15 protein-coding genes are annotated in these 14,338 nt (G+C 56.8%); all 15 read left to right on the top strand.

The features are described 5' to 3' along the window. The first annotated feature begins 17 nt into the window (after window positions 1–17). The 15 genes from ACOSDM_RS09150 (at window position 18) to ACOSDM_RS09080 (ending at window position 14,332) form a co-directional block, all read left to right on the top strand. Entirely contained in the window at window positions 18–1,172 is a 1,155-nt protein-coding gene (locus ACOSDM_RS09150; protein WP_420724206.1) for a deoxyguanosinetriphosphate triphosphohydrolase, read from the top strand. Window positions 1,173–1,218: 46 nt separating this feature from the next. Next, complete coding sequence (gene argS, locus ACOSDM_RS09145) at window positions 1,219–3,051, top strand: arginine--tRNA ligase (protein WP_420724205.1); 1,833 nt, start codon at window positions 1,219–1,221, stop codon at window positions 3,049–3,051. Window positions 3,052–3,148: 97 nt separating this feature from the next. Continuing rightward, on the top strand, window positions 3,149–4,072 hold the full coding sequence (locus ACOSDM_RS09140; RefSeq protein WP_420724204.1) for an SPOR domain-containing protein: 924 nt from the start codon (window positions 3,149–3,151) through the stop codon (window positions 4,070–4,072). 15 nt (window positions 4,073–4,087) lie between these two features. Beyond that, on the top strand, window positions 4,088–5,101 hold the full coding sequence (gene nagZ, locus ACOSDM_RS09135; RefSeq protein WP_420724203.1) for a beta-N-acetylhexosaminidase: 1,014 nt from the start codon (window positions 4,088–4,090) through the stop codon (window positions 5,099–5,101). A 63-nt stretch (window positions 5,102–5,164) separates the two neighbouring features. Next, the gene (locus ACOSDM_RS09130) at window positions 5,165–6,064 is read left to right on the top strand and encodes a segregation and condensation protein A (protein WP_420724202.1); all 900 of its coding nucleotides are present in this window, start codon (window positions 5,165–5,167) and stop codon (window positions 6,062–6,064) included. Between the two features lie 35 nt (window positions 6,065–6,099). Next, a complete protein-coding gene (gene scpB / locus ACOSDM_RS09125) occupies window positions 6,100–6,771 on the top strand; it encodes an SMC-Scp complex subunit ScpB (protein ID WP_420724201.1) in 672 nt (223 codons plus the stop codon). Window positions 6,772–6,853: 82 nt separating this feature from the next. Continuing rightward, window positions 6,854–7,933 (top strand): ABC transporter ATP-binding protein, encoded by a 1,080-nt coding sequence (locus ACOSDM_RS09120; RefSeq protein ID WP_420724200.1) that lies wholly within the window; start codon window positions 6,854–6,856, stop codon window positions 7,931–7,933. Window positions 7,934–8,049: 116 nt separating this feature from the next. Next, the gene (locus tag ACOSDM_RS09115) at window positions 8,050–8,295 is read left to right on the top strand and encodes a twin-arginine translocase TatA/TatE family subunit (RefSeq protein ID WP_420724599.1); all 246 of its coding nucleotides are present in this window, start codon (window positions 8,050–8,052) and stop codon (window positions 8,293–8,295) included. A gap of 70 nt (window positions 8,296–8,365) precedes the next feature. Next, window positions 8,366–9,058 (top strand): Sec-independent protein translocase protein TatB, encoded by a 693-nt coding sequence (gene tatB, locus ACOSDM_RS09110; RefSeq protein ID WP_420724199.1) that lies wholly within the window; start codon window positions 8,366–8,368, stop codon window positions 9,056–9,058. Further along, complete coding sequence (tatC, locus tag ACOSDM_RS09105; RefSeq protein ID WP_420724198.1) at window positions 9,055–9,909, top strand: twin-arginine translocase subunit TatC; 855 nt, start codon at window positions 9,055–9,057, stop codon at window positions 9,907–9,909. Before tatB ends, tatC begins: the two co-directional genes overlap by 4 nt. Window positions 9,910–10,006: 97 nt before the next feature. Continuing rightward, entirely contained in the window at window positions 10,007–11,290 is a 1,284-nt protein-coding gene (gene serS / locus ACOSDM_RS09100; RefSeq protein ID WP_420724197.1) for a serine--tRNA ligase, read from the top strand. Window positions 11,291–11,295: 5 nt separating this feature from the next. After that, window positions 11,296–12,081 carry a 5'/3'-nucleotidase SurE gene (surE, locus tag ACOSDM_RS09095; protein WP_420724196.1) on the top strand — a complete coding sequence of 262 codons (786 nt, stop codon included), beginning with the start codon at window positions 11,296–11,298 and terminating at the stop codon, window positions 12,079–12,081. A gap of 86 nt (window positions 12,082–12,167) precedes the next feature. After that, window positions 12,168–12,812 (top strand): protein-L-isoaspartate(D-aspartate) O-methyltransferase, encoded by a 645-nt coding sequence (locus ACOSDM_RS09090; RefSeq protein WP_420724598.1) that lies wholly within the window; start codon window positions 12,168–12,170, stop codon window positions 12,810–12,812. Beyond that, window positions 12,805–13,923 carry a peptidoglycan DD-metalloendopeptidase family protein gene (locus ACOSDM_RS09085; protein ID WP_420724195.1) on the top strand — a complete coding sequence of 373 codons (1,119 nt, stop codon included), beginning with the start codon at window positions 12,805–12,807 and terminating at the stop codon, window positions 13,921–13,923. Before ACOSDM_RS09090 ends, ACOSDM_RS09085 begins: the two co-directional genes overlap by 8 nt. Before the next feature lie 13 nt (window positions 13,924–13,936). Further along, complete coding sequence (locus ACOSDM_RS09080; RefSeq protein ID WP_420724194.1) at window positions 13,937–14,332, top strand: RidA family protein; 396 nt, start codon at window positions 13,937–13,939, stop codon at window positions 14,330–14,332. Window positions 14,333–14,338 lie beyond the last annotated feature (6 nt).

Below are 14,338 nucleotides of genomic sequence, written 5' to 3'. Positions count from 1 at the left end.
CCAAGGAGGGTGCAGACGTGATTGTGTTAAGAGCGCCTTATGCGACGGATTATGAAGCTACCCGCGGCCGGTTGGTGACGGAGGAAGCGTCCCGGACCCGCACGCCGTTTCAGCGGGATCGCGACCGGATTATTCACTGCACGGCCTTTCGGCGGTTACAGCATAAGACCCAGGTTTTCATTTCGCCGGAAGGGGACCATGTTCGCACGCGCCTGACCCATTCATTGGAAGTGTCTCAAATCGCGCGGTCGATTGCGCGGGTTCTGCGCGCGGATGAGGATCTGACAGAAGCGATTGCTCTGGCCCATGATCTGGGCCACACACCCTTTGGTCACGCGGGGGAAGACGCGCTGGACGCTGTCATGGCGGGCTATGGCGGTTTTGACCACAATGATCAGGCCCTTCGGGTTCTGGTATTGCTGGAACAGCGCTATCCCAAATTTGATGGGTTGAACCTTAGTTGGGAAACCCTGGAAGGCGTGGTGAAGCATAACGGTCCTGTGACCAAATCGCCTTTGCCCAGTACCCTGGCCTGGTTCAACGCCCAATTTGACTTGGAAATCTACACTCATGCGGGGGTCGAGGCGCAAATCGCCGCGATTTCCGATGATATCGCCTATAATCACCATGATATGGATGATGGCCTGCGCGCAGGCCTGTTTACCATAGAGGCCTTGTGCGATTCCGTTCCCCATGTTGCGGAGGTTTTCACCAAGGTTCGCAAGGATGAGCCGGATGCGCCCGAATCCGATGTCATCTCGGAAGCTGTGCGGCGCTTAATCGGTGACATGATTGACGATACCCTGGCTTGCACCACACGCAGACTGGCGCGGATTGCGCCGGTATCGGCAGAAGATCTGCGCAATTGCGGGGAAGCGATGGTGCGGTTCACCGAGCCGATGAAGGAAAATGAGCGGGCCCTGAAAACGTTCCTTTTCGAACATATGTATCGGTCCCCCAGCGTGAATGCAGAACGCAAGGCGGGTGCCCAGATCGTGCGGGACCTGTTTACGTATTTCCTGGAAGTGCGCGATGCGCTGGACATGTCGTGGCTGACGGCGTATCCCCGCGCGGTGAATGAAAGTTGGGAGCGGATCGTTGCCGATTATATTGCGGGCATGACGGATCGTTTTGCCAAACGTCTGCACCGACGAATCTTTCACACCGAATGATCCGCCCCGGCTGGGGCCAGCACGCCAAAACACAAAGAGCGATATCATGAATATATTTCGGGACGTTAAGACCGATCTGGTCCGCATATTGGAAACATTGGTCGCGAAAGGCATTTTGCCGGACGGATTGGACCTGTCGCGTGTGACCGTTGAATCGCCAAAGGACCGCGCCCACGGCGATATGGCGACAAATGCCGCCATGGTGCTGTGCAAGCAGGCAGGCATGAAGCCCCGCGATCTGGCGGATATCCTGTCAAAGGCCCTGCCGGACAGTGACCTGATCGCAACCGCTGAGATCGCCGGTCCCGGCTTTATCAATATGCGTTTGAAAGAGTCTGTCTGGTTCGACGTGTTGCGGGGAATTTTGCGCCTCAATACCGCCTATGGCGACAGCGACATGGGAACTGGGACAAAGGTCAATGTTGAATATGTATCGGCCAATCCGACAGGGCCGCTGCATATTGGCCATGCGCGGGGCGCGGTCGTAGGCGATGCCCTGTCTGGTCTGTTGTTGAAGGCAGGCTATGACGTCTGCAAGGAATATTGGGTCAATGATGCAGGATCACAGATCGACAGCCTGGGCTGGGCGGTTTACTGGCGCTATCTGGAACTGCTGGACCCCAAGGCCTATGCGATTACCGATGAGGCCGCAATCAAGGCCTTTACGGTTGAAATGGGTGCCTCGGATCGGGAATTGGAATATCGCGGTGAGTATCTGATTCCTGCAGCGCAAGCGGTGCTGGATAAGTTTGGCGAAAGCCTGATCACGCGCGGTGCAGATGGCGCGGTCAAGCCGGTGCCGGTATCAGAATGGTTGGATCCCATACGCCTGGTGGCGGTGGAAAAGATGCTGGAGCTGATCAAGGCGGATCTGGCTGTCATGGGGATCGTACAGGATGAGTTCACATCGGAACGCGACATCATCCAAAGCGGTAAAGTCGACAGCGTCCTTTCCTATTTGAAGGAAAAGGACATGGTCTATCGCGGTGTTCTGGAACCACCGAAAGGCCAGAAGCTGGACGATTGGGAACCTCGGGAACAGACCCTGTTCCGGTCAACCCAGTTTGGCGATGATGTGGACCGGCCCCTGCAAAAATCAGACGGCAGTTGGACCTATTTTGCATCCGATATCGCCTATCACCGCGATAAATATCTGCGGGGCTTCAAGCGCCAGATCAATGTCTGGGGGGCCGATCACGGCGGATACGTCAAACGGATGCAGGCCGCAGTTCAGGCCGCGTCCCAGGGCGAGGCAACGCTGACGATCAAGCTATGCCAAATGGTCCGCCTGCTGGATAAGGGCGAACCCATGAAGATGTCCAAGCGGGCAGGGAACTTCGTCACCCTGCGCGACCTGGAAGTGGCCGTGGGCAAGGATGTGGTGCGGTTCTATCTGTTGACCCGCAAGCCAGACGCCCCGCTGGATTTTGACCTGACCGCGGTTAAGGAACAATCCCGCGACAATATGGTGTTCTATGTTCAATACGCCCATGCCCGGACCCATTCGGTGTTTCGCATGGCAGACGAGCAAATGCCTGATCTGGATGTCAGCGATGCGGCACTGATGGCGGCTGATCTGACCGTTCTGTCCGGCCCGGCGGAGGAGCAGTTGTTGCGGTTGATGGCGGAATGGCCGCGTGTTGTGGACTCTGCTGCCGAAGCCGAAGAGCCCCATCGCATTGCCTATTACCTGTATGACCTGGCCTCAACCTTCCACGGGTGGTGGACGCAGGGGCGGGAAGACACGGCGCTGCGCGTCATTCACCCGGAAGAACCAGAAGTCACCCAGGCGCGATTGGCACTGGTCATGGCGGTTAGAATCGTGATCGCATCTGGCTTGTCTGTGTTCGGCGTTGAGCCGCGCAATGAATTGAATTAGGGCCCATCGTCCCCACATTCTAAGCTGAGTGCTGAGGTAAAGCGGCTCATAACTGCGTGGGTTTTGCCCGCGTCATAGTCAATGGAGCGCACTGCGCATGATTGCCACGGAATATGACGAACTGGATCGTGAACTTGGGGAACTCGGCGATGAGCCGGGGGCGGATCGGAAAAAATCCGGTTTGCGCCTGTTGCCCATCGCGGTGGGGGTTGTCTCTCTGCTGACCCTGGGCGGCATCATCTGGTATGCCTATTCTCAAGGCGTTAGGGAAGGCAGTGAGACTGCCGCCCCCTTGTTGATGCCTGAGGGAACGGCAAAAGAACCCCCTTTAAATCCGGGCGGGCGTGAAATCGCAGGGACGGAACTGGGAATCTATGATCGCGTCTCCGGGGATCAGGAAACGGCGTCTGTAGAGCGTATTCTGCCCCCGCCAGAGGAACCACGCAGCCCGCCTGTCGATATCTTGCAGAATGCGCCTGCGGGAACGCCCAATAAGGCTCCCGCGGCACCGACAGAGCCTTCCGCCCCATCGACAACAACAGGCTCTGATGCGTCCGCGACGCGCGCACCAGTGCCTGCGCCAGATGCAGTCTTGGCACAGCCAACGGCTCCGCCACCGACGGTCGGCTCAGAGACAGAGCAGGTCGCCGCTGCGCCGGTTCAGCCGGAACCACCGGCGCCCCCTAAACCGGCAGCTCAGGAAGCCGCTCCGGCCTCAACGACGGCTGCTACACCTGCTGCAACAACGACGGCCCCCTCCAGCGCCGGAAATGGCTGGCGGATTCAAATCGCAGCCTTGCGCAGCGAAGCGGACGCCCGCGCGGAATGGACCAAGAAGCAATCCGCCAATCCGGATCTGTTGGGCAATTTGGCGGTGCAAATTCAGGAAGCAACAGTGAATGGCACCACCTACTACCGGATTCGTGGCGGGCCTTTAGCCAATGGCGATGCTGCAAAAGCGCTATGCGCCGAAATGAAGGCCAAGAAGTTGGCCTGTATTCCCGTTGCGCCCGGCAGTTAGAGTGGGATCACCATTATGAGCCCCACTGTGCCGTCTGCTGCCCTGCTTGGCTGCCAGGGTTTGACACTGTCACCTCAGGAATCGGCGTTTTTTGCACAGACAAACCCTTTGGGGTTCATTCTATTTGCCCGAAATATCGATACCCCGGATCAGGTACGCACCCTGGTGAAGGAATTGCGTGCCAGTGTTGGTCGGGACGATGCGCCGATCCTGATTGATCAGGAAGGCGGCCGGGTTCAACGCCTGAAACCACCCCATTGGCGACACGCCCCCACGGCGCGGCAATTGGGCGACCTGTATGATCGCGATATTACCGATGGCCTGCGGGCGATTTGGTTGAATTATCGCCTGATTGCCCGGGATCTGGTGGATTTAGGCATTGATGTGGATTGCGTGCCCTGTCTGGATGTCCCGATACCGGGGGCTCATGATGTGATCGGGGATCGTGCCTTCTCGACCGATCCAGCCCTTGTTGCGGCCTGTGGTCGCATCGCGGTAAAGGGATTGCTGGCGGGCGGTGTTCTGCCGGTTTCTAAGCATTTGCCGGGCCATGGGCGTGCAATGGCCGACAGCCATCATGATCTCCCCCGTGTTGATGCGCCGTTAGAGGTGCTGAAGAACACGGATTTCGTGCCTTTCATGAAGCTTCCTGAGATACCATTGGGGATGACGGCGCATATCGTTTTCGATGCGCTGGACCCGGATCGTCCCGTCACGCAATCCAAAATCGGGATCGCCTTCATTCGCGAAGCCCTGCTATTCGATGGCTTGCTGATGACCGATGATCTGTCCATGAAGGCCTTGGGCGGCAGTTTTGAAGACCGCGCCAGAACCACCCTGGAAGCGGGCTGTGACCTCGTGCTTCATTGCAATGGCGATCCGCAGGAAATGCAGGCTGTCATGGCTGCGACCGGCCCGATGTCGCCAGAGGCGCAACGCCGCTGGGCCAGGGCGGCAAGCCTGCGCCAGGTGGAGCCTGACTTTGATGCAGACGCCGCCTTGGCGGAACTCAAGACGCTTTTGATATAGCCATTCTTGCCAAAGGCGGTGTCATCCGGCACATCACTATGTCAGTCAATTAAGGACGGAACCGTGTCGGATACCGGATCAGATCCCAGATCAGAGTTTCAGGAAGATACCGCCCCTGCTGCGGGCCTGATTACCGTGAACAATCTTGTTCTGGATCTGGATGGATTCGAAGGGCCCATTGACCTGCTGTTGACCCTGGCGCGCGATCAGAAGGTTGATCTGGCAAAGATTTCGATTCTGGCACTGGCCGAGCAATATTTAGAATTCATAAATAAAGCCAGAGAGTTACGGCTGGAACTTGCGGCAGATTATCTGGTGATGGCGGCCTGGCTGGCCTATCTGAAATCCAAATTGCTGCTGCCGCCGCCTGCCGATGAATCGGAAGAGGAAAACCCGGCTGAGCTTGCTGCGCGTTTGGCTTTTCAGTTGCAGCGGCTGGAAGCGATGCAGGGCGTTTCCAAGATTCTGTTTGATCGCCCGCGCCTGGGACAGGAGTTCTTTGCCCGTGGCATGCCAGAGCGGCTGAGGATTGCCAATCGCGCAATTTATGATGCCAATCTACTGGATCTGCTGCGGGCCTATGGGGATATCCGCCGAAAACAGGATATTGGCAGTGAATTGCGGATCATGCCAACGCGTCTGGTTTCGATGGAACAGGCGGCCCGTCGATTGCGCGCCATCCTGGGCGAAATGCCCGATTGGCAGACATTGGAACGGTTTATTCCCTATGACAGCGACGACCCGCTGCTGCGTCGGTCCGCTATGGCTTCCACCTTTGCGGCCAGCCTGGAATTGTCGAAAGAGGGGTTGGTGGAAATACGCCAGACCGGCACTTTTGGCACGATCTATATGCGTGCGAAACCGGGCGCAGATTTGCAGCAGCCTGATCCGCACGCCTTGGCAGCGGATGAAGACCCGCTGGACCCGGACGACATGGACTTGTTTGAAGATAAGGAAGACTGAGCGCTAACGCTCTGCATAGATTGGGACTGTTAGAGATGGATCGATTTCAGCAATTACGTTTGCTAGAGGCCATGCTGTTTGCTGCCGCTGAGCCTGTTCAAGATGCCGCCCTGTTAGAACGCTTGCCGGAAGGCGTGGACCTGGCAAGCCTTCTGGAAGAGCTGGAAGGCATGTATTCGGCGCGCGGCGTGAACCTGGTGAAGGTGGGGAAGGGGTGGTGCTTCCGCACGGCAAGCGACTTGGCGTCTCACATGACGGTGGAGCGTGAAGTACCCCGCAAATTGTCCCGTGCCGCGATCGAAACTCTGGCCATCATTGCCTATCATCAGCCCGTTACCCGGGCTGAAGTTGAAGAAGTCCGTGGTGTCGCCCTGTCCAAAGGATCAATGGATGCCTTGCTGGAAGCTGCCTGGATACGCCCAAGAGGGCGCCGGCGCGCGCCTGGAAAGCCGGTGACATGGGGCACGACAGAGCGCTTCCTGGCGGATTTTAGCCTGGAAAGCCTGGATGATTTGCCCGGCGTCGAAGAATTGAAGGCGGCAGGCCTGTTGGACAGCCGACCCAATCTGGGGGCGATTGCAATGCAGGGTACAGACACAGATGACGAGGCGCAGGACGAAGAAGATGACGAGCGCACGGCCTTTCTGGAAAACGACGAAGCCTTTGACGCCGTTGAGGAAGATGAGCATATCGCCCTGGACGACTGATAAGGAACCATAAATGGATATGCACGGCTTAGTCGGTCTTGAACCTGCGATTGGTTCTCAATAGATTGGATCAATGATCTCTATGCATGACAGTAAACACTCTTTGCCCCCCGTTATTGAATTGCGGGATGTCAGTCATTCTTATGGCGACACGCCTTCTGTTCTGGGGTTGAACCTGAAGGTGCATCCGGGTGAGGTTGTGTGCCTGTTGGGGCCTTCTGGTTGTGGCAAGACAACGGCGCTTCGAATTGCCGCAGGTCTGGAACCGGTGACGGCGGGCCATGTCTTGCTGGATGGCGTCCCGGTTTCTCAGAAGGGGAAAATGGTCGCGCCGGAAAACCGCAATCTGGGTTTGGTTTTCCAGGATTACGCCCTGTTTCCTCATATGTCGATTGCCGAGAATATTGGCTTTGGCCTGACGGATAAGGCTAAGGCCAAAGATCGAGTTGCGGCCGTTCTGAAACAGGTTGGCATGACCGACTATGCGGCGGCTTATCCCCATGAATTGTCCGGTGGGCAACAACAGCGGGTCGCCCTGGCGCGTGCGCTGGCCCCGGAACCGCATGGGATTTTGATGGATGAGCCTTTTTCCGGCCTGGATGCGCGTTTGCGGGAATCTGTGCGGGATCGTACCCTGCATATCCTGAAAGAATCAGGCGCGGCGGTCCTGATGGTCACCCATGATGCGGAAGAAGCGATGCATATGGCGGACCGGATCGTCGTGATGCGTGATGGGCGGTTAGAACAGGAAGGAACGCCAGATACTTTGTACTTAAAGCCTAAAAATGGCTTTGTTGCAGGGTTTTTTGGCGATGTGAACAAGATTGCGGGGACTGTTGCAGAAGGGCAGGCGGCAACGCCCCTTGGCAGTTTTCCATCAGGTGGCTTGAAAGAGGGGGCGGCAGTTGAAGTCGTGATCCGCCCCGAAGCCTTGAATTTATCGCCTGTATCGTCCGACGCCCCAGCGCGGGTAAAGGTTTTGGCGTCGCGAATGCTGGGTCGGACCAGTTTAATTCATTTATGCACTTGCGAAACCAGCGATCAGGCGGTTCATTTACATGCGCGTATGCCCGGCCGGTATCTTCCGAAGGAAGGCGAATTGCAATCTGTTCATTTGGATCGCAGTCAGGTCTTTGTTTTTCCCTCGGAAGGCGCTACATAGCGGGGACAAGCGAGATCAGGGTCCTATCACGCTGTGATATTGGGCTTTGATTGAACCGTGAAACACGTGTCGTATCTGTCTATACAGACGGCAAAGAGACCACAGGGGTAGAATTTATGGGTATCGGTTCTTGGTGGCACTGGGTCATCGTTTTGGCTGTCGTATTGCTGCTTTTTGGCGGTAAAGGCAAAATCTCCAGCCTCATGGGCGACTTCGGTAAAGGTTTGAAAACCTTTAAGAAGAACATGAAGGACGAGACGGATGGCTCTGCGGATGAAGAGTCTGAAACCGAAGCCAAGCGCATCGCCGCCGATGGGGATGCTGAGAAGACGACGAAAAAGGATAAGGCTGTAAACAGCTGAGTTCGCGGGGCAGCCATAAGACTGCCTCTATAAGCGTGTCTTTTCTTTAACCCGGTTTGTGCGGTGAGGTATGCTCGACTTCGGTTGGCAGGAATTTTTGGTGATTGGTGTTGTGGCCGTTCTTGTTGTTGGGCCCAAGGAATTGCCGCGCGTGTTTCGCACGGTTTCCGGACTGATGCGAAAAGCCCGTTCTTTGGCAGGTGAGTTCCACAGCGCCATGGATGAAATGGCCCGGGAAGCGGACCTGCAAGACATCAAAAATGAAGTCACAAAGGCAAAAAGCGGGTCCTCTGATTGGGTGAAAGATATCGATCCGACTGGTGAAGTATCCAAATCCATGAAGGATACGAAGGAGCAGGTGTCGTCCGCAAAGGATTGGATCAACAAAAGCGCACGCCCCAATTTCCCGGACAAAACGCCCACAGCCAGCACCACCGCATCGTCCAGCGCCACAGACTCCCCCAGCACGACCACGCCTAAGCCTGACGTGAAGGCAGATGGGGAATCGGTCAAGGACGCCAAGACGGCCAATCCAGATGGTGCGGCGTCCAAGACAGGTCCCGATACGGCACCCCCTAAGGCGGCTGCGAAAAAGGCTACAGCAAAGAAAGCGCCTGTCACAAAGACATCTGCAACAAAAACGTCTGCAACAAAAGCCGGCACACCCAAAACGGCACCGGCGAAGACAGCAGTCAAAAAGGCGGGTGCTAAAAAGACTGCTGCCACAAAAGCGGCTGCTAAGAAGACAGGCGATAAGTCATGAGCAGCGTTGACGAAAGCGAATTGGAAAATTCAAAAGCGCCGCTAATGGAGCATTTAAAGGAGCTTCGTCGGCGACTGTTGATTTCTGTTGGCGCCTTGATGATCGGTTTTTTCATAGCCTTTGCCTTTGCTGAACCGATTTATAATTTCCTTGCGCATCCGTTGATATCCTCCTGGGGGGACAATCTGGAAGGGCGCCGTATGATTTTCACGGCCCCACAGGAATGGTTCTTTACCCAGATGAAGGTGGCGTTGTTTACCTCCTTCTGTTTCACCTTCCCGATAATTGCGGGACAGATGTGGATGTTCATAGCGCCAGGCCTGTATCGTCACGAAAAACAAGCATTCATGCCATTTCTGCTGGCAACGCCTTTCCTGTTCACCCTGGGTGCGGCCTTTGTCTATTATTTGGTGATGCCCGTTGCGCTCAGCTTCTTTCTGGGCTTTGAGCAATCCGCCGCAGACGGTCTGCGGGTGGAAATGGAAGCAAAGGTCAGTGAATATCTGTCTTTTGCCATGACATTGATTTTTGCGTTCGGTCTGTGCTTCGAGCTGCCCGTGCTGCTCAGCCTTTTGGTTAAGGTCGGCATAGCCACTTCGGATGGTTTGCGGGCAAAACGCCGCTATGCGGTGCTGGTTGCCTTTATCGTCGCTGCGGTGCTGACACCGCCGGATCCGTTGAGCCAGATTGGTCTCGCCGTTCCCATTATCCTGCTGTACGAAATTTCAATTTGGTGCGGTGTGTTGATTGAACGTCAACGCAAGGAACGCGATAAGCTGTTGGGTCTGGATGTCGACGACGATGACGACGATCCGGATGCCGAAGACCGCAAGGCGGGTTCCCAACCTTAAAATCCATTACAGCGGCTGGACGTGTGCCCCCGGTGCGTCCTATAACGCCTCCATCAATTTGGGGGATGGTTCCCATGCGTGGATAAGGAGAGAGAGAATGCACGATCTGAAAGTCATTCGGGATAACCCGGACTACTTTGACGCCGCAATGGCAAGTCGTGGGATTTCCTCTGCATCCGCTGAGATTCTGCGCCTTGATGAGGCCCGGCGTGGTGCCCAGACACGCATGCAGGAGATACAGAACCGCCGCAATACAGCGTCGAAGGAAGTTGGCCAGCGCAAAGCCAAGGGCGAAGACGCAGATGATCTGATTGCGGAAGTGCAATCGTTGAAGGACGGCCTGGCCAAGGCGGAGGAAGAAGAACGCCTGCTGGCGGAAACGCTGGATGCCCTTTTGGCGGGCTTGCCGAATATTCCCTATGAGGATGTGCCTCATGGTGGTGGGGAAGAGGAGAATGTTGAGGTCCGACGCGTCGGGGAACCTGTTGCGAAAGACTTTGCACCCAAGGAACATTTTGATCTGGGCGAAGCGCTGGGCCTGATGGATTTTGAAACGGCAGCCACCATGTCCGGTGCGCGGTTTGTCTTGCTGCGGGGGGCCTTAGCGCGTTTAGAGCGGGCGATTGCCAGTTTCATGCTGGATACCCATACCGAAACCAACGGCTATACCGAAGTCATTCCGCCTCTGCTGGTGCGGGACAATGCCATGTATGGCACCGGACAATTGCCGAAATTCGCTGAGGATCTGTTCCATACGGATGATGGCTTCTGGTTAATTCCCACCGCGGAAGTGCCGCTGACGAATACGGCAGCGGAAAAGATTTATGACGAGGCCGACCTGCCAAAGCGCATGACGGCCTGGACACCGTGTTTTCGGTCAGAAGCAGGGGCGGCGGGCAAGGATACACGGGGCATGATCCGCCAGCATCAGTTTTCCAAAGTTGAAATGGTCTCCATCGTTCATCCCGATCAGTCTGAAGCTGAACTGGACCGCATGACCGCTTGTGCTGAGGGTATTCTGACAGCTTTGGGCCTACCTTTCCGTACAATGATGCTGTGCACCGGGGATATGGGGTTTGGCGCTCGCAAGACCTTTGATATCGAAGTCTGGCTGCCCGGACAGAACCGCTATCGCGAAATTTCCAGCTGCTCAAACTGCGGGGATTTTCAGGCGCGGCGCATGAAGGCGCGTTTCCGCACCGCTGGAGAGAAGGGCACCCGGTTTGTCCACACGCTCAATGGCTCGGGATTGGCGGTAGGCCGCACCATGGTCGCCATTCTGGAGAATTATCAGAATGCCGATGGATCGATCACGGTGCCAGAGGTGCTGCGCGGCTATATGGGTGGCAAGGATGTCATTCAACCAGTTGGCAAGGCGTGAGGCGGATGATGGAGCCGGATCTGCGATCCGTTGATTTGCCCACGGCGCGGGTCCTGCTGACCAATGACGATGGCATTGATGCCGCAGGATTTGCGGTTCTGGAAGAAATCATACGCCCGATGGTGGGGGAATTGTGGGTCTGTGCCCCTGCAGAAGGGCACAGTGGGGCATCCGCCATGGTTTCCCTGCGTCGCGAGATTGAGGTGCAGGAAAGGGGGCTGCGACGCTATGCCGTTACCGGTCGACCCGCCGATACGGTTCTGGCAGCCCTACGTCTGGTGATGAAGGATGCCCCGCCTGATCTGGTGCTCAGTGGTATCAATCACGGTTTGAATATCGGGGTGGACCTGATCTATTCCGGGACTGTCGGGGCGGCGATATCTGCGGCGGCCAATGGTGTGCCAGCCGTTGCCTTTAGTGCGGACCATGTTTCCGGTCACCCTGTGGAGCCCCATACCTGGGATGATGTGCGCAAGCATTTACCGGCCGTTCTGGGGCGTATTTGCTGGTTTGGCTTTGCGCCTAACGGGGCATATGGCGTTAATTTTCCATCCCATGTCATGCATTCTGAACCGCAATTGTGTCGCCAGGGTCAATCGGTTGATACGATGCATTATGTCGCTGTTGAAGCTGCGCAGGGGCGATATATTTTGCACCATCAGGATGGTGACAGATCGTTGGAATCCGGCACGGATACAGCCGCAATTCAAGCCGGTCGGATCGGGATCACGCCATTGACGCTGGACAGAACCGACAGGGACCTCTTGCATAGAGCCGCCGAAGCGCTTTAAACCTGACGCAAGGTGCTATGGTCTGGCCTCGGTCGGGTCAGGGATGTTGGGGAACTGATATCGGGGCAAGAGACATCGATATTGAGATGGATATGGTCTCCGAACGCGCGCAGCTGATTTTGGGGCTGCGCCAGAACGGGATTTTGAACCAGACTGTATTGGCAGCCCTGGAAGCGATCCCGCGTGAGCTGTTCGTGCCAGAAACCTTTGCCCGGCATGCCTATGACGATTCCGCGCTGCCCATCGGGCGCGGACAGACAATCAGCCAGCCCTTGATTGTTGCGCGGATGACCGATGCACTGGACCTGACCCGCCGCCACAAGGTTTTGGAAATTGGCACAGGGTCGGGCTATCAGGCGGCAGTGTTAAGCAAGCTGTCGCGGCGCGTCTATACGATCGAGCGCCACAAACCTCTGCTGCGAGAGGCAGAGTCGCTGTTTCGAATCCTTGATCTGCACAATATCAGCACCCGATTTGGGGATGGGGCGGTCGGCTGGGCAGAGCAGGCCCCCTTTGATCGCATCATTGTAACCGCCGCTGCGCCGGATATTCCGCAGGCTTTAATCGATCAGCTTTCAATCGGCGGGCGGCTTGTCGTGCCGGTGGGCCCCGACGGGGAGAACCAGACACTGTTGCTGGGCATTAAGACGGAGGCTGGGCTAGAGCTTCAAGAGCTTGGCGGCGTGCGTTTCGTCCCCTTGCTGCCGGGGGTGGAGGCGGGCAATGGCTAGATTTCCACTTCCACTATTTGGACTGTTGGTGATCTTGTTGTTGGGGGCGTGCTCTTCTGGCGGTGGTCCGCAGGTTCGGATATTCGATGGGTCCAGCGTGCCGAGCGGCGGCACCGGGTCCGCAAACACAGTCGGTGGCTCGTCCAGTGTCTCGGTCGCTCAACCGGAAGACGGCATCCATCGTGTCGCCCGGGGGGAGACATTATATGCGATTTCCCGAGAATACGGCGTTCCCTTGCGTAGCCTGATTGTCGAAAACAATCTGACGCCGCCTTATGATCTGTTGGTGGGGCAGCGGCTGCGCATCCCCGCCGTGCGGCTGCATACAGTGCGCCCAGGAGAAACAGTTTACGGCATTTCCCGGCAATATGGCGTGGCGATGAATGAACTGGTGCGGGCTAACCAGATACCATCCCCGTACCGGATCAAGGTGGGGCAAAGGCTGAATATTCCAGCCCAGACCGGGTCAGTGCGCCAACAGACCGTCGCGTTAAGCCCGTCCGCCCCGGATGATGGGACGATATCCCAGGAACCATTGCCGCCCTCTGGCACGTCTTCTCCCGTTGGACAGGATGAAACGCCGGCTTCTTTCGATCCAACTGCCGCCGATCCACAACCGTCCCCTCCCCAGCAGGCAAGCTATGGACCGGGCGAGGTGGTTTATCCCCCCGCCAAGCCAAACGCGCCGCCCCGTCTGGTAGGCCCCATTCCCCGTCCTCCCCCCATGACGGGACAGGGATTCTTGTGGCCGGTGCAGGGCAAGGTTGTCTCAGGATATGGCGCCAAAGGTCGGGGCCTGCATAATGATGGCATTAACATCGCCGCCCCCCGAAACAGTCCGATCCGGGCGGCGGAATCCGGGGTCGTTGCCTATGCCGGGGATGGCCTGCAGGGATTTGGTAATATTGTCCTGATCAAGCATCAGAATGGCTATGTCACCGCTTATGCCCATGCTGACAGTCTGTTGGTGACACGCGGTCAGGTGATCCAGCGCGGGCAGGCTATCGCCCGGGTGGGATCAACGGGCAATGTCGAAACGCCCCAGGTACACTTCCAGATCCGAAAGGGGCGTCAGGCCATTGACCCGCGCACCCTGTTACTGACCAGCTAAGGAGAGGGGCACTGTGTCCGATATACTGCACCATATGATCGCTGGCGGCCCGACTCCTGTTGCGCCCTTTTCTCATGCGACAGAGGTGAATGGGTTCGTCTTCCTGACCGGTCAGATGCCAACCGACCCCAATGATGATCAGAAACCATTGCCGGAAGGGATTGAGGCACAAACGCGCCGCGTGATGGACAATCTGATCCTGATCCTCAAGGGATTGGATCTAACCCTGGCGGATGTCGTGCAATGCCGTATCTATCTGACGGAGTTTCAGCGCGACTATGCGGTGATGAACGAGACTTATGTACAGTATTTTCAGCCCGGTAAATTACCGGCCCGCACCACGATCGGGGTGACCGGATTGGCGGTAGGTGCGCTGGTTGAAATCGATATGGTCGCACGCCGCGTCTGAGGTTCA

Origin of the sequence: Hwanghaeella sp. LZ110, from assembly GCF_048892525.1 — a bacterium.
In the GTDB taxonomy this organism is placed as follows: domain Bacteria; phylum Pseudomonadota; class Alphaproteobacteria; order UBA8366; family Aestuariispiraceae; genus Pacificispira.
This window is presented reverse-complemented; position numbering and strand designations above follow the sequence as displayed.